The organism is Robertmurraya massiliosenegalensis JC6, from assembly GCF_000311725.1.
GTDB lineage: Bacteria > Bacillota > Bacilli > Bacillales > Cytobacillaceae > Robertmurraya > Robertmurraya massiliosenegalensis.
Map to the genome: position 1 here is coordinate 253184 of NZ_HE978514.1, position 17092 is coordinate 270275.

The 17092-nt window shown below is 35.4% G+C and carries 15 protein-coding genes; 2 read left to right on the forward strand and 13 right to left on the reverse strand.

Annotated features, from left to right (window positions below):
* Nucleotides 1-5: 5 nt before the first annotated feature.
* Complete coding sequence (locus tag BMSHG_RS27135) at nt 6-452, reverse strand: hypothetical protein (RefSeq protein WP_019155215.1); 447 nt, start codon at nt 450-452, stop codon at nt 6-8.
* A gap of 262 nt (nt 453-714) precedes the next feature.
* Between BMSHG_RS27135 and BMSHG_RS14740 the strand changes: the two genes are divergently transcribed.
* Entirely contained in the window at nt 715-2034 is a 1320-nt protein-coding gene (locus BMSHG_RS14740; RefSeq protein ID WP_019155216.1) for a competence protein CoiA family protein, read from the forward strand.
* A gap of 197 nt (nt 2035-2231) precedes the next feature.
* On the opposite strand, the gene BMSHG_RS14745 is transcribed toward BMSHG_RS14740, so the two are convergent.
* From BMSHG_RS14745 to BMSHG_RS14780, 7 genes are all read right to left on the reverse strand, one after another.
* Nucleotides 2232-3608 (reverse strand): class II fumarate hydratase, encoded by a 1377-nt coding sequence (locus tag BMSHG_RS14745; protein ID WP_019155217.1) that lies wholly within the window; start codon nt 3606-3608, stop codon nt 2232-2234.
* A 406-nt stretch (nt 3609-4014) separates the two neighbouring features.
* On the reverse strand, nt 4015-4992 hold the full coding sequence (locus BMSHG_RS14755) for a tRNA dihydrouridine synthase (protein ID WP_034658944.1): 978 nt from the start codon (nt 4990-4992) through the stop codon (nt 4015-4017).
* A 230-nt stretch (nt 4993-5222) separates the two neighbouring features.
* Entirely contained in the window at nt 5223-5858 is a 636-nt protein-coding gene (locus BMSHG_RS14760) for an FMN-dependent NADH-azoreductase (protein ID WP_019155220.1), read from the reverse strand.
* 157 nt (nt 5859-6015) lie between these two features.
* Nucleotides 6016-8361, reverse strand: a complete 2346-nt coding sequence (locus BMSHG_RS14765; protein WP_148346945.1) for an ABC transporter permease — start codon at nt 8359-8361, stop codon at nt 6016-6018.
* Between the two features lies 1 nt (nt 8362).
* Nucleotides 8363-9124, reverse strand: coding sequence for an ABC transporter ATP-binding protein (locus tag BMSHG_RS14770; protein WP_019155222.1), 762 nt, complete (start codon nt 9122-9124; stop codon nt 8363-8365).
* 199 nt (nt 9125-9323) lie between these two features.
* Complete coding sequence (locus BMSHG_RS14775) at nt 9324-10589, reverse strand: HAMP domain-containing sensor histidine kinase (protein ID WP_019155223.1); 1266 nt, start codon at nt 10587-10589, stop codon at nt 9324-9326.
* Nucleotides 10586-11275: a response regulator transcription factor gene (locus tag BMSHG_RS14780; RefSeq protein WP_019155224.1), complete on the reverse strand. Its 690-nt coding sequence runs from the start codon at nt 11273-11275 to the stop codon at nt 10586-10588. Before BMSHG_RS14780 ends, BMSHG_RS14775 begins: the two co-directional genes overlap by 4 nt.
* A 193-nt stretch (nt 11276-11468) precedes the next feature.
* Between BMSHG_RS14780 and BMSHG_RS29465 the strand changes: the two genes are divergently transcribed.
* On the forward strand, nt 11469-11801 hold the full coding sequence (locus BMSHG_RS29465; RefSeq protein ID WP_392397252.1) for an ABC-2 transporter permease: 333 nt from the start codon (nt 11469-11471) through the stop codon (nt 11799-11801).
* Nucleotides 11802-11961: 160 nt separating this feature from the next.
* On the opposite strand, the gene BMSHG_RS14785 is transcribed toward BMSHG_RS29465, so the two are convergent.
* The 5 genes from BMSHG_RS14785 to BMSHG_RS14805 form a co-directional block, all read right to left on the reverse strand.
* A complete protein-coding gene (locus BMSHG_RS14785) occupies nt 11962-12576 on the reverse strand; it encodes a DUF6273 domain-containing protein (RefSeq protein ID WP_019155225.1) in 615 nt (204 codons plus the stop codon).
* A gap of 52 nt (nt 12577-12628) precedes the next feature.
* Nucleotides 12629-13633 (reverse strand): MerR family transcriptional regulator, encoded by a 1005-nt coding sequence (locus BMSHG_RS14790; RefSeq protein ID WP_019155226.1) that lies wholly within the window; start codon nt 13631-13633, stop codon nt 12629-12631.
* Between the two features lie 668 nt (nt 13634-14301).
* Nucleotides 14302-14835, reverse strand: a complete 534-nt coding sequence (locus BMSHG_RS14795; RefSeq protein ID WP_019155227.1) for an SF0329 family protein — start codon at nt 14833-14835, stop codon at nt 14302-14304.
* A 249-nt stretch (nt 14836-15084) separates the two neighbouring features.
* The gene (locus tag BMSHG_RS14800; protein ID WP_019155228.1) at nt 15085-16071 is read right to left on the reverse strand and encodes a phosphotransferase; all 987 of its coding nucleotides are present in this window, start codon (nt 16069-16071) and stop codon (nt 15085-15087) included.
* Nucleotides 16072-16245: 174 nt separating this feature from the next.
* Entirely contained in the window at nt 16246-16998 is a 753-nt protein-coding gene (locus tag BMSHG_RS14805; RefSeq protein WP_019155229.1) for a class I SAM-dependent methyltransferase, read from the reverse strand.
* Between the last annotated feature and the right edge of the window lie 94 nt (nt 16999-17092).

A 17092-nucleotide genomic window follows, 5' to 3' on the forward strand; every position in this document is an offset into this window, starting at 1 on the left:
ATATATTAATCCGTTGGAATTTCCCTTAATACCCATGGAATCCTTGCCTCAAACCCTAATTGCACAACTGGTTCTGGGAAACCATTCGGTACAAACATCAATTCCTTTTCAAAAGCAAATGTAAAATTCCTCATTTCAGCTGTGTTCAGTTTATTCCAGTCAGAGTCTGTACAATACTCTCCCTCCATTAATCTAGCAACAAGATGATAAGAGCCTATATAAAGCCGCTGTCCTTTTTCGACTTCACCGAACTCAGATAAATGGCTTGGCTTCGCAGGATCAATTCCCAGCATATCAAATAGCCCTAATAATTCACGATCAATATGTTTGCATGCATCCATATAATTTTGGCAATACAAACAATGGCATAACTCCATCTCTCCGCCATAAATTTCCTTTGTTTTATCAATATCGACTTCTAATTTCCACTTCATAAAATGGATTTGTTTCATTCTACTTCATTCTCCTCTATTACTACTATAATAGACTCCTAGTGGCGATATTTCTAAGTCATAGATAAGTACATATCATTTTTCCCAAGAAAAGTATAATCTCCTTTAATGAATTTTTCTACTAAAAAAAGGTGTACAAGGCCTTGCGAATAAACTAATTCAGATTAAAATGTTATAATTCACTAAATATTCACAAAATTAATATTGACTTCATTCTCGTAATAGATGATTCTAAAAAAAAGGAAAACTTTGAGGTGATTTTTTGAGAGAAGCGCTCCACGTAATCGATAATGATTTATATAGGCTCCCAGATTCTGCATCCAAAGAAGAAGTGAATAATTTAAAGAAATTAGCAGAGAAGAACCTTTTCCAATGTCCCTACTGTAGGGCAAAATTAATAGTCAAATACGGCGATACAAAGGGAATGTATTTTTCACATCAGCATTCAGAAGCTTGTGAAGAATCCAGGAAAGTCGATCAGGCTGAGAAAAAGTACAGGAGACAAATTGAAAGGGAAACTAAGCTTCATCATACAATTCAAGCAATTCTATATGATGAAATCACCATGCAGGCAAAAAGAAATCCAACGATTAAAGTTGACTATGGCTACAGAGCTAAACATTGGCTGAAAGAATATCCAGATATTTGGGTAAAAATTGCTGATCAGGAATATGCACTTTCAGTTATTACCAATGTAAATTCATTGGTTGATTATAAACTTTCAAGTTCCATCCAAAAACGGCAACAATACTTTTTAGACCATGGCATGGAACCTATTTGGTTTATTGAAAAGAAGGAGCAAGCAATCGAAATTGAGAAAAATTCACTCATATTATGGGATGCAGAATTAACAATTGCTTCAAAAACAAAGCAAGATAGAGAATGGGATTCTTTACTTACCCCTTTAATAGCGGACGAAATGTTTTTCAAATATTTTAATTATCCTGTATCAACGAAGAATATATCTGTTGATGTTAAAAGTTTATATTATATCTATTCTAACAATGACAGAATTGTCGTTAAAGTTCAGCGTTTTTTAAAAGACCGCCTTGTAAAACCATATCGTTCCTTCCTTCTAGGTCAAGGTTATGAAATTCCATTTTCTGAGGCTGTTCAAATTAAAAATGAATTTATTTTAAGCAACAAAGAATTAGAGATTCAATACCAAGAAAAATTCACTCAAAAATATGAACAGCTACGATTTGCGTTCCATGAGCAACAAAGAAGAGAAAAAGAATTGGAGCAACAAGAGGAAGATAAACGCCAAAAATTAATACAAGAAAAATTTCAGAAGGACCAGGAACGAAGAAAAAGAATTTTAGAAGCAGCCTCTAAACAACAGAAAATAAGAGAGAAAGAGGGCATAACCACTGTAACATCTTACAATGACCTTAAATTTCTACTAAAAGAACGAATCGGTCTTACCCAACCTCAACAAATGGAATTATGGACCATTTACATGCCAAAGATTGGATTAAAAAATTCAAGAATAGTGTGGGATATTTTTATTAGTAATGAATGTAATACATTTAATGAATTACGCACGGCTCTTCAAAATTTCATTTCCCGCCAAAAAAAATAATGTTCTACAAACTTATGCAGTTACGAAATTGACACTTTCCTCAACTTAGCGCCTTAACTTGATCATTCATAATGCTGGTAAGTGTGAGAATGGGCACATTCAGTTCACTTACCAGTTTTACTTTAGACTGAAGAGACGTCACCTAAAAACTTAGATGCATTAGTTTCTACGACTCTAAATAGTCACCTCTATTTCATTCAAACCATCCCGTTCGGATCAATGGCGTTCAAAACATCTTCTGTAAGCAACCCTTTTTCTTCGAGAATTTCCTTTAACTTTTTATTTTGTTCATCTGCTTGCATGCCAATTTCTGAAGCCATGTCATAGCCAACTTTTGAACTTAATCCCGTCACTAGTGCTAAGCTCTCTTCCATCCATTTTTTGCATTGTTCTTCATTTGCTTGAATCCCGTTGATACACTTTGATTCAAGCGTTTGGATTGCATTCGTCATTAATTCAAGTGAATGTAAAAAAGTATGGGCAATCATCGGCATCATCACATTGATTTCTAATTGGCCTGCAGTACCAGCAGTCGATACCGCCGTTTCATAGCCGATCACTTGGCAACAAACCATATGGGTCATTTCTAAAACAGCAGGGTTTACTTTTCCTGGCATAATCGTCGATCCAGGTTGAACAGATGGAAGGGTAATTTCTGCTAGCCCTGTTCGTGGACCAGAGCTTAGTAGTCTCAGATCACTCGTAATTTTAATAAGGTGAACAGCTAATTCTTTTAGTGTCATCATGCAACGAATAGGTTCGCTCATATTTTGCATAAACGCAAAGATATTCTGAGGTTCACGAAAAGGCAAGTTTGTTCGTTTGCATATCTCTTGAATGACTTTTGGTGTGTATTCAGCTTCTAAATTGATCGAAGTTCCAATGGCGTTTCCCCCTAAACCAAGTTGATACAATGAATCGAGATTCTCTTGTAAATGCCTTTTTACAGCAGCGATTGTTTCAGCATATCCAGAAAACTCTTGTCCCAACCGCATCGGAACAGCATCATGCAAATGAGTACGACCAGATTTCAAGATGGGCATAAACTGTTCAGCTTTCTTTTCGAATGACTGCTCCAAATTTTCAAGTGCTGGTAGCAGTTCTCGTATGATCATTTCTGTTGCAGCCATATTCAAAGCGGAGGGGAATGTATCGTTCGTCGATTGCGACATATTGACATGGTCATTTGGGTGAATTTTTTGATTGTCTCCCATGATTTCAGTAGCACGTCTGGCAATAACCTCATTGGCATTCATATTCTGCGAAGTTCCCGCACCAGCCTGATAAACGTCCACCACAAAATGATGATCCCAACGACCTTCCAATACTTCTTCGGAAGCTTGAATAATGGCATTCCCCATTTCAGGAGCAAGCTTTCCTAACTCCACATTAACAGTGGCCGCTGAGGCCTTAATGATTCCTTGCGCTTTTATAAATGCCCTTGGCAATCGCAACCCACTAATTTGAAAATTCTCGACTGCCCTTTGCGTTTGAGAACCATAATAGGCTGAAGAAGGAACCATGATGTTCCCTAACGGATCATTTTCCATTCGATATTGATTTGATGCATCCATGCTCTTCTCTCCTTCATAGGTGTTTTCTAATTAATGGTATTGTTTCCATTGTGGGTGGTAATAAACACCAAATGAAGATTTAGAGTGACAAGTCATTTAACCCTAATCGAATATTTTGTTAGGAATTATCTATCGGTACCCGCTACTTCCTTATCGATTTTTCAAATAAAAAAACCGAACATCTTCTGGAGAAATACCAGATGACCTTCGGAGCAGGAGCATTACGCGGATTATTGAAAGAGAACTACAAATTATCACATATATTTCCTGAAAAATCTTTAAAGGTTTGAAATTATGCTATTCATCCGTCTCCCTATTATCTGTTTGTAATATTTTCAAATCAATTAAACAAAAACTGGAATGATTCCGGTTCAAAACCGTCTCCACCCCAGCCAATTCAACAATTCTATTTTTCTGAGTCTGTTCTAACTCCAGCGTTATCAAGCATTTGACGCACTTCATCTGTTGACTTTGTGCTCATCAATTTATTTCTTAATTCACCAGCACCACGAAAACTTTTGACATAAATCTTAAAAAAGCGATGGAGAGCTGTAAATGGGCGAGGCTCTAATTCTTTAGAGTATTTGTCATGAAGGTCCAAATGAAGTCTTAAAAGATCAAGGTATTCCTCACTTGTATGCTCTTTTGACTCTGCTTCAAAGGCAAATGGATTTTTAAAAATACCCCGTCCAATCATAATGCCATCAACCCCATATTGTTCAGCGAGCTTCAATCCAACTTGACGGTCAGCAATATCCCCATTAATTGTCAAAAGTGTCTCGGGAGCAATCTCGTCGCGAAGCTTCTTAATCTCAGGAATCAGTTCCCAATGAGCATCGACTTGGCTCATTTCCTTCCTTGTACGCAAGTGAATGGAAAGATTGGCAATATCTTGTTTCAGTATATGGGTGAGCCAGTCCCGCCACTCATCTATCTCTGTGTAACCAAGTCTTGTTTTCACACTGACAGGCAATCCACCTGCCTTTGCTGCCTGTACGATATCAGCAGCAACTTCCGGGCGAAGGATAAGACCGCTTCCCTTCCCCTTCGATGCTACGTTAGGTACTGGGCAGCCCATATTAATATCAATTCCTTTGTACCCAAGTTCAGCCATACCCATGCTCATTTGTCGAAAATATTCAGGCTTATCCCCCCAAATATGAGCAACAATTGGTTGTTCATCTTCTGTAAAAAGCAATCGTCCACGCACGCTTTTATTGCCCTCAGGATGACAATAACTCTCCGTGTTTGCAAACTCGGTAAAAAACACATCAGGTCTACCCGCTTTACTTACTACGTGGCGAAACACAACATCCGTTACATCCTCCATTGGTGCCAGTATAAAAAACGGTCGTGGTAAGTCACGCCAGAAATTATCGTTCATAACCAAACACAAATCCCCTCTATATAAATAAAACATCATAATTAGCCCAAAAAACTCTTACTTCTTATACACTTATACCATGCTTAATCATGTATGAGCAAACACTTAAACGATCCGGCCATGTTTAAATTATGGAAATCCAAAAGAATTTGTCGTTATAGTGAGTTCCTTACGCCTTTTCATTATATTTCTCACAAAAAAAGCCAACAATAGTTGGCTTTTTCATCCCTTTAAAATGTTTGAGCTAGATCCTTAGCACGGGCAATGGCATTTTCTTTAATTTCTTCTGCTTTATCCGGCATTGCCGCATGACCTTCTACAAATAATCCTTCAAACGAAGGAACTCCATAGAATTGCATCGCAATATCCAAGTAACGATGTCCCATTTCCATAGCTGCTGCTGGTCCCTCGGAATAAATTCCTCCTCTAGCCTGTATATGCAAAGCTTTTTTATCAGTTAACAGACCTACTGGGCCATTTTCAGTATACTTGAATGTTTTTCCTGCAACAGACACAGCATCAAGATATGCCTTCATCACTGGTGGGAATGAGAAATTCCATAATGGTGTTACGAATACATACTTATCTGCCGCAATAAATTGCTCACAGATCTCTGATAGTCGACCTACTTTAGCTTGTTCATCAGTCGTTAGTTCTCCAAACTCTTTTCCAGCTCTAAGTTTCCCCCAACCACTAAAAACATCTGCATCTATATGTGGAATCGTCTCCTTATAAAGATCAACATTGATAATCTCGTCATTAGGATTTGCTTCTTTGTAAGAATCGATAAAAGCCTTCCCTGCCGCCATACTATATGACTGATTCTCATCAAGTGGATGTGCAGTAATATACAAAATTTTTGCCATGATGTAAGTTCCTTTCTTTCTCTTAGGAGAGATTCTAGTTTGTTTTGAACTAAAAACATACTTCTCAAATTCAAATATCTTTAATTCAAGTTTACAGTGTACAAAAATTTGTTTTGTTAATGCAAATGATCTGCCTAAAAAAATGATGCTTTATATTCTATTCTGTAATCAACCCATAAGCGGAAATATTCTTAATTCTTTGCGAGACAAGCATAGAAACAATATAGGCTAAAACCAGAATACCAACACATGGCATGAGAACTACCGGGAACGGAATCATAAAATCCAAACGTTTTACCCCTGCACTTGATAATAATACGGATAACATCGGATTCGTGAAAAAATAACCGAGTACACCTCCAATTGTAACTGCAGTCATAATCACAGGGAGAAAACTGATTGAAATTTGATTCATCAATTGAATCGTTGAATAGCCTATTGCTTTCATTACACCAAACTCTTTTTTTCGCTTGATCATCATCGTTTTGATCACTAAATACAAAATCATCACAACCACTAAAACCGTTATCGCTAAAACTAGCAACATTACCGCAAACACTGCTGCTGTATACATGCCAGTTTGGCTCTCTATATTATCATCGAGATCCAATGTCTCAGCTATATGATCCCCATACTGCCCCTGAAGCATTTTGATAAAGTCTTTGTTCGAAATGTCATCGAGATATACATAAAGTGATGTTCCCTTATAATCTGATTGCAACTGCTGCATCCCTTTCATCGTTACTGCAGCTACCTGTCCTAAATTACTAATCGATTGACTAAGACCTGTTACCAAATAACTTTTCGCTTTTGCCCCATATTCAACTTCAACCAAATCTCCAATTCCTTTATTTATTTGGTTTGACACCACCCATGAAATAGATATTTCATTTTCGTGCACTGGTTGCCGTCCTTCATAAACAATATTATTTTCTAATTGGTCATACCGCTCCGTAACATTTGTATATACAGTCTGGTCATCAATCGTTGTAGTCATTAAGTCGAATATCGTTACTTTCCTCACATGCTCCATTTGTTCAATATTATCCATGAGTTCTTTTGTATCAGCATCTGATTTAACAACGATCATCACATTTCCTGGCTCTGCTCCGAAAAGGTTAACAAATGCAGTTTTGTCTGAAGCAATGTTGTAATACAATACGGTTGAAAAGATTGCTGCAAACGTTAGTGCACTAACAATTATAAGAATCATCATGTTTTGTTTTGCATTTACCACCATTGCTTTCATAGCAAGTAAGGAATGTAAACCTCTTTTGACTTTATCCAATGGAAAATAATTTTTACGAAAACTATGCGTTTGAATCCCTCCACGAAGTGCCGCAACAGGTAGAATCTTACGAATTCGAAAAGCTGATAATAATGTAACCATCACTACGCAGAAAATTACAAAGGAAGTGCTTATGACATTGATGAAAATGTCAAATTTTTGAATCCATACTAAGCCAGATAAGGAAGAAATAACACCTCCAATGTAAGGCATGAACACATAAGATAAGATAATCCCTACCGTACTAGCACAAAGAACAATGACGATGAACTGCAAAATAATCGACGAGAGAATTTGCCAACTTGTATAACCAATTGCCTTTAGTACTCCTATATTTTCCATGCCATCTTCTATGCTATTTGAAACACGGAATCTAATCACAATTAGAGATATGAGCACAATAATAGCTGCAAATGCTACGAGAATAGTAGCGATGATGTTAATCGTTAAGGTGTTCACATTTTTCACTAATTCAATATCTAATCCCATAATATATGAAGTCGTTTCCCCAATAACCGATTGTGGAAATTTCTTCGTAAAATCATTTAATAATTGTGAGGATTGAGTTTTATCTTCCATTAAAACAGATATTGCCATTCCATTTGCCTGTTCACTTACTTTTTCTGTTAATGTTTGAAATGACGTCTCTGGAAGCATAAATTTCATAACTCCGATACTCGTTGTTCCCATAACTGTTGTTTCTAAAAATCCAGCAATTCGATATTGAAAGTCCGTATCATGATAGGTGATAGTGAAGTGATCACCTAACTTATATCCCCCATTTGTTTTAAAACTATAAGGCACATAAATATCATGGTCGCTTGGTTGATTTAGCTTTTCAATTAACTCTAATGGTCCGATCATACGCTCACTGTCTGCGTTAAAAAGAGCAACACTGCTCGTTAATTTACTATGATTAAAATTAAATTTAGCTAAGTCCATGATGACAATCTCTTCTATTTCTGTCTCTGTTACCCCTGAGTAGTTCATAAAATAATCTTCATAAGAGGAATTATAACTAGCTTGATCGATCATTATCGATACATGGGGATCTTTTAATTGTTCTACTTTATTATCAAAAAATGGACTCAACTGAGTAATGACCATTAGGCCAATATTAAGAAGTAAGGCAGCAACGACAATAAAAATAAATAAAGAGGCCGTAGCAGATTTGCTTTTTCTAATATTTGCCATAGCTAGATTGATCACCTTCACGTCACCACCCCATTTCTGCAAGGAAGTGTTTAAGCTTTTCGTAACGAGTGAGATTTTCTTTCTCACGATATGCGTCTAGTTGCAAATCACCGCAAATCACACCATCTCTCAAGTATAAAATTCGATTTCCTCGCAATGCTGTTTTCATATCGTGGGTTACTAAGACAACACTTTGTCCATTTTGATTTACATTCGTGAGTACATCTAAAACACGATCACTAGATGAAGAATTTAATGCCCCAGTTGGTTCATCTGCGAATAAAACCTTCGGGTTGTTAATGATGGCCCTCACAATCCCAACTCTCTGAGCTTCACCACCAGATAATTGAGTTGGGAATTTGGACCATGAGTTTTCATCAATCCCTACCTGTTTTAATCGTTCTTTCGTTGTTTTAACAAGCTCTTTCTTATTTTTATTGACCAACAAACCACTTGCCAACACATTATCCAATACACTCATATTGTCGAGTAAATAGATTTGTTGAAATACAAATCCACAATGATTTCTTCTAAATATGGCTAGTTGATCATTATTTAATGCGGCCACATTTTTTCCTGCAAAATGAATTTCTCCTAATGTCGGTTTATCCATCCCACTAATCGCGTAAAGCAAAGTAGATTTCCCTGATCCGGAACTACCCATTATAACGGTAAAATCACCCTCTACTAAACTAAGATCTAGGTTCTTTAAAACATGCTGTTGTATACCACCACTTGAAAAGGTTTTACAAAGCTTCTCCGTTCTAATAATTGTTCTTGTCATGATTTTAGAGCATCTCCCTTTATTTTTATGTTCCTATTTTTAAGCGATAGGAAGTCTTAGTATTTCAATATTAGTAGCTCATAGGAAAAATCAATTTTACAAATAGCGTAGAAAAAAGACTGTAATCTAGGATTACAGTCTTATCATACAAGATCAGTTCTTATTAAATCTTTGTGCAATTCTTAACTAATTCTTAAATTTAAGCAAGTTTGATTTTCAATTCTACTGTAAATCCATCCTCTCGGTTGTAACAGCTAATTTGACCATCCATATTTTCCATAAAGTACTTTGAAATATATAGACCAAGGCCAGAACCATTTTTTCCTTCTACGTTTTGCCCACGATAATATTTATTGAACAATAATGGTAATTCATCTTCATTCGTTCCTAATCCGAAGTCTTTAAATTGGAGTACTAGATAACCTTGATTAATTTCTGACGTAATCATGACCTTTGTACCTGCATATTTATATGAATTGCTGACAATATTGTCGATTACTTGCTGCATACGTACCTGGTCGATCAAAATAATACATTGCGGAATCGGCTCATAGTCAATTTGATGATCATCATTCACATTCTCAATCAGCTCAACTAGGACATCGCTCAACACTTCAGTTACTGTTAATTTTAACTGTTGCAGCTCTTCTAAGGTGGCGTGAAACATATTGGTTACAAGAAAGTCAATTTGCTCGGCCTTAGAATAAAGAACATTCACTTGCTTAATTACCTTATCATCTCGTGCTTGCATGAGCATTAACTCACTAACTGCTTTAATGGAAGCAACAGGTGTCTTAATATCATGACTTAATGTGGCAACAAGTTCTTTTTTACTGCGATTCGATTCATACTCTCTTTGTCGTGATGCTTCAAGTTCTACACGCAATAAATCAAAACTTTCCGTGAATGCGCCAAAGTAGTTATTCTTGTCCATATTTAAAGGGATATCTAGATTTCCCCTCGCTACATTCGCTGCAAAATTTTGCAGTTGTTGAAATGGTTTCAATAACGTTCTATAAATGTAGAGTATATAAAGAAAACTGATGATCATGAATATTCCAAATATCAAACTGATAAATATAATCAGTTCATGTTTCATTTCGTGCACAATTTCTTGTTCATTATTAGGAATAATCACTTTTCCTACAATCTCGTTATTTTTTTTCACATCTATAAATGTATCTCTATTTATTATGGAATCATGAATACTACTATACTCAATCCCCGGTGTTTGGTAAATGATATTTCCTGAGTTATCTACAATGGTAAAAAGGTACTTTATGTTGTGATTGTCAAACGTTTCTTCACTCACTCTCCCCCAGTTTTTTTCGACCGTTTTAACGACATCATTAATGGCTACAATGTCCACTTCGGACAGATTTTTATCTTTAATAATGATTGCGGATAGTACAATACCAGTACCACATAAGAGGAGAATCGTTGCAATTAATCGTTTTATATTCATTCGTTCAGATCCTCAAGAACATATCCTGTTCCCCATATTGTTTTTATAAATTGGGGATTTTTCGGATCCTTTTCGATTTTCTCACGTAAATGACGGATATGTACATTTAGAGTTCCATCCCCTACAAATGAATCACCCCAAACATGTTGAAACAATTCATCTTTTGTAATGATTCGATTTTTATTTTTCGTTAAATAGCATAGTAGTTTATATTCCATCGATTTTAGTTGCATAACAACACCATTTACCCGTACACGCTGTAGCTTTGTATCAATTTGAATCTGTCCAAACGCTAAACCTTCTTGTTGATTACTAGAATGATTACCGAATCTTTTGAGCACCGCTTTTACCTTTGCTAGTAAGATACTCAGTGTGTATGGCTTTTGAATATAATCGTCTCCACCTATGTTTAAAGCAATGAGAATATCATCATCACTAGAACGTGCGCTAATGAATAGGATCGGAATTTGCGTTGATTGACGCAATTTTTTACATAAATCGAATCCAGAGGAATTCCCTAGATTTATATCAAGAAGTATCAACGAAGGTTCATGCTCTTCCAAAAATTGTTCGCACTCCTCCGCACCTGTCACAAACGCTGTTTTGACTTCAAACATATTAAAATATTCACACGTTGTTTCAGCTAAAGCTAATTCATCATCCACAATCAAGCAATCTATTTTCATCAAAAATCTCCTAGCAAAAGAATTTAATAACTTTAGTATACATGAGATTTGATGAGCGAGTCTAAATGTAACAAAGCCTTTTTGATTATCGTTTTGTACAAGGGGGAAGCTTCGTATTCTAGCATCTAGAAAAAAGTAAGGAATACTAATAGCCATCATATCTATTACAGTATTTCGCTCAATTTCTTATCCCTTGATTTTCAAGTACGGATATATGAAAGCAAAAATGGCAAACTTCATCCTATTCTTTGTTTTAATTGTTGGTGGTTCTGGACTAATTAACTATTCATCCAAAAATAATGACACGACTTTGAATCCATCTATAATCAATATTTTCAATAATAGAGCGGATTTGGAAATACTGTTGATGTTAATGGTCCCACTCCTTCTAATGCTAATTTGCTCATATTTTATTTCTCTCACATTTTATAAAAAAGAGAATTTAAAAATCTATAAAAAAAACTGTGTAGAGAAGGAAGCCTATTTATTCCATAGCTACACAGTTTATTCTTCACTCCGATCATAACAAGAAGCATAAAAAAGACCACCATTTCTTTTACCTTTTTACTAATAAATTTTTTGGAAATTCGCTTAACGAAATACTAACTATCTCGTTTTTTGATTGGTAGTTTTCCAAAGAAATAGCTATTAGATGGGGAGATACATAGAAAATTATATTATTGGCTTTATTCTAACTTTAGCCACAAAGCAGGACGAACGCCGCCTGTACATTTACCATCACTGATATTGCCTTTTAATATATTGTTTCCTTGGATACCTATATTACCGTCAGTCCCGAAGATATAGACAGCTTTTACATTGACGCGACCGGGCGATCTAAGCCACCACCACCAACACCATTCTTTTCCCTGAAGTCTTGCTAATCGTTTACGATTGTTTTCATCTTTTCTTTCAAACCAATATCTTTGGTTTTTCCCTCGGTTTTGCAGTTTCGAACGACTATCACCGAAATATTTGCACACTTCCTCAAGGCTTAATAAAAATACGCTGTCCCTCGTATCTACTCCACCCTTTGAACCATACCACTGATTATCAGGATTTTTATTAATTACTGGAATTATTCTTGATTTATCAGTTGCGCTGAATTTATCATAAAATTCACCATTAAGATATTTTCTTATTGCACATCCAGCCCATGTAATATCTTTATAAGCATCATGGTAAGGGCGTTGATCTATAATTTCTTCGGTTATAATCAAAGCAGTATTGTTTTGTATATCAAGCACACGCCACTTATAACCCCCAAATGATAATGATGAGTCGATTTTAATATCTTCCATTAGGCACCTCTTTCTTTGTAATAGGTAATCTGCGTTACCTTTGAATTTATTCTTAAGCCTTCTCCTTAATTGGAAACAATAAATCTAGCTGTAAATCTACCATTTTACCGCCTTTTTGTATAAAATTATAAAAATTCAACGTCTCTTCAAATCCTTGCCCAGCAACCGTTTCCGGGGATAGCCAGCGTGGGGAACCCCAGTCATTATCATATTTATCGCTTGCGTTAACCCATTCTTTTAATAAACTCCAGTCCTGGAAGTCCCACGCCCTCAACACATGTGCGGCATATAACCCACCGTCAAAATTTCGTTTTACTAGAGGTGCAGGTATTTCTAAGTCGTCTGGAATGGATACCCATACCTCATATACATGCGATGGTTCTCCGATTACTGCTGCCCCCTTAGAGCAGTCAAAACCAAAACTTCTGGCATCGGGTTTGATTTTTAGCAATCCGCTTTCTCTTACAAAATGTGTTATTATGTCAATCGCTTTACCTTCACAGCCTTCTCCCGTTGCATAAGCAGCAGCCACAGTCATGGGTGGCAGATATACAATCCTCACATCTTTGTCCGCCAGTTTGTTTACACTTTCATTTGCCTTGTTTAATTCTTCTATCGAGACGTTCTTCTTGATTTTATTTTGGGAAAATGAAAGAGTACTTACAATGGCTAGCATGGTTTTGTCGTTTAATAATTCAAGTTTCAATGATACGTCCGCTTTCTCCTGCAACTCATCGACAAAGCGCACCAATATCGATTTGAGAGTGGAGATAGCTGTTATTTCCTCATCAAGTTCGCTTATCTTCTGGTTGAATATCTCGATAATCGCCACTGCATTTTGATTATTGAGAATATCTTTAATCTTCTTGACTGGAATTTGCAGCTTACGCAAGATGATAATTTGTTGGAGCCTTTGTATCGCAATTTCGTCATAAACCCTGTACGCATAATCATCTTTGCGACTGCTTTTTATCAATCCAATTTCTTCATAGTAACACAACATTCTTCTCGAAATACCGTAATCCAATGAAACTTGTCTTATCGTTTTTAATTCCATGATTTTCTCCCTTTCAGTTTCCTTATTATTAAGTATAAACTGTTACACGGTGTGCGAATCAAGAGGGAATTTAAATATATATTTAGGCCCACCTCAGCAAGAACTTTGCTGTAAATCATAGGATAAATCGCATCTCGTTTGTGGAATTTTCGAGAACAACGTCAACAAACTCTAATCGATACTAGAAACTGCTATTTATTTGTCAATCATAATATAGTTTTCCGAGTCCTCACAATACAAAAAAGGCTTATCCCGTAAAGGATAGCCCTTATTTTCTCACTCTCCCTTATTAAAATTTCTTTTTAAAGTATCCTATTCCTACATAAATAGGAGCTATCAAATTGAAACCCTTATTTTTGTTAAAGCTACCCGTTTGTTTAAGTATAATGTATCTCACTCTAAACTAAACCGCTTCTTTTGTAAATTTTGTATATGAGTCGAAATCGTCACAATCCAATATAAGTTCACAACTCTGAGAGTGAAACATAAAGTAAGTCTGCTGGTATCCGTCTTCAAACGACTTTTCATACAAAGCTGTTTAATGTTAAACAAAGAGAAACCTCCTAGAACACTGTTAAATCAAGATTCTAAGAGGTTATATGTAATCCAAACTTTTATTTGGAACGTTATTTTAAAAGTGATGTATGTTTATCCATTATTAAATCGTTTTAAATGAAGACTCTTACATTTTCCGCTTCACAACGTAGTTTAAAGAAGTATTGGACTAATGGATGTTCACTTGCAATGGTGTCATTCATTTTCATTAACGTTCGCTTCCCAATACGACGGTCCAAAAGACACAATATTTTAATTAAAATATCAGATGACTGTAGACTATCTTGTACAGAAGCATTGAAATATTGCTCTAAAGCAAAAAAGAAATCATATTGTCCATAAATCGCCTCACTTTTCAGCATTTGATGTGCTTCATCTTGAATGTCACGATTATGAAATACGTCATCAAAGTTGAAATTGTCTAATTGTTTTCGTATAGCTCTTTCTCTGTAATATTCTTCTCTCTCTGCTGTGATTGTGCACATATTTAACTTTTCTACCTTATCTACAGTAATGACGGCTCTACCTAACTGGTCGTGCGCACGTCTATAATTAATGACCTGAAAGTCGACTCTCGAGCTCAAAGATTCGCAAGTGAAGCTTTTCAATTGTTTTTTAGCTTTACTCCATTTTGGACTATATATCAAATAAATACCTCCCAATATCATTTTATATTAAGTGAAAATCAAAAAGTTACCAAAGCGGTGTTTGGTAATATTTCTTAATTTAGTGTTGTAAATCCGTATAATCTGATGTTACTTCTCGTTAAACTAACCTTTACTTCAATAAGAATAAGCCATTCTCTTTATTGAAGAATAGCTACGGTTTGTTTAGTAAAAAATTGATAATCAGTTATGATTGATATCCAATTCCCACTATTTATCTCCCCGCAATCTTTACCAAGATCCATACATCGTTTTTAACTCAGGAAGATTTTTTGCTAACCAAATCATTTCATTTTGGAATTGTACTACTTGGTATCTTTCAAGACTGAGTTTAGGATGTATCCACCAAGTACTTTCTAAATACCACAATAAATAAAGAGAACGAGCAAATACCCCTTTTTCAAGGTTTCTCGATGATCTATAGCCTTCTAAAAAAGCTTTAGCACTATTTGAATTTAAAGTACTTCCATTGAATGCCCCTGACATTATTGCTCTTGCAATATCTAATTCAGGATAATCAAAAGCAAAACGATCGAAATCAAGAATCGATGATAACTGATCACCAATAAATAGAATATTGTCAACCCATACATCACGGTGCGACCAACCTGTAACACTTGAATTTATCATATATAAGTTAAATTGTTTAGTTGCTTTGATTTGAATTTCTACCAACTCGGCAAACATATCATTTTTTTCAACAGTATTATATAAAGATTTCCAATAGTCCATGCGTTGTTCAACACTCGGAGGAATAAATTTTGGTATGCTATCATTTTTGTAAGTACCATCATTGGAAACATTGTGCATATGACCAGTCATTTTGCCTAGACTATACATCTGTTTCACATTTAATGTACCCGGTCGAAGATTCTCACCATCTACATATTCCATAATAATAAATCTTTCTCCGCTTGAGCTTTTATGTATGACATTATCTTTGTATTTTAATACTTTAGGGCAAAGTGTTCCATTTTTGTACTGTCTTAACTGTTCATGTATGGCAATATCCTGTTCTAATATATAGTTACTTGATGTATACCTTTCTTTACTTAGCTGCTTAATTAATAATGGACCCTGTTCCGATTGAACTTTCCATTTTAAATTTAAGAATCCTAGATTGTTTTGAATTGGGGAATCCAAATGTAAACCAAACATAAACTCGGTTGCTTCTTTTAGCTCTAGAAAAATCTCATTAGGTGATTTCTTTATAATCATATATAATCTTCCTCCCCGGTATTAAGTTTCCCCCTAGAAATGGAACTTCTTCTTCACCTAACGGGCGTTAGTGAAATAGCGACTGCCTTACCTTACAAACGTACCCGTTCGTGTAAGTACATTTTTTCGCAAACTTATCAATTCACGCTGTTATTTTACTGCTTTCCAAATTGTTCATCTATCTTTTTCAATTAAGTTATTTTCAGTTGAAATTGATTCATCTATATAATTAATTAATAAGTTTAATTCCTTATCGTCTAATTCGTGTAAAATACTTCTCCCTGTTCTTTCACTCAAGTCCTTTAGTAATTGCTCTTTATTCTTATAGACTTTTCTTGTTTCCCACAACTGAACTTCCTGTAGTTCTCTAAATCCAACTTGCTTTAGAGTATTTAATACAAATTGGCTGGTGTATCTGCGTTTAGTCTCTTTCTCAATTAATTGTGGATATAGTTCAAAGAAATATCCTCTAATATTACTTTCATTACCTTTTAATAGGCAATCTTCAGGTGTACGGTCTTGAATAATATAAATGCCATTGTCCTTCAACAGTCTATATGACTCTTCAATGCATTTTTGTAAATCATATATATGATGTATCAATGCTCTTTCAAGAAGTAAATTGTAATCGTTACTTTTTAAGCCCGTATGGAGGGCATCACCTTGCTCAAATACTATGTTTTGATACTCTTTACAGTATTCTCTTGCACCTTTAAGTATTTCTTCGGAAAAATCGACTCCAGTAACAGAAATCGCTCCCATATCAGATAGTGCCTTAGAATAAATTCCACCACCACATCCTATATCCAACGCCTTGGAGATATTGTTGAACTGTACCAAGCCCTTTATAGCATTAACCCACGAAATATCTGCTTTTCGAGTTGAATAAGTATTACGATTTTTCTCATTATGAAAATCAATCCCCACTAAAATCCCCCATTTCAACTTCAGACCATTTCATTAGGAAGGTTTAATTACATTAGCATCGAATTCATTAGCAATACCTTCTATCTCCAATTTT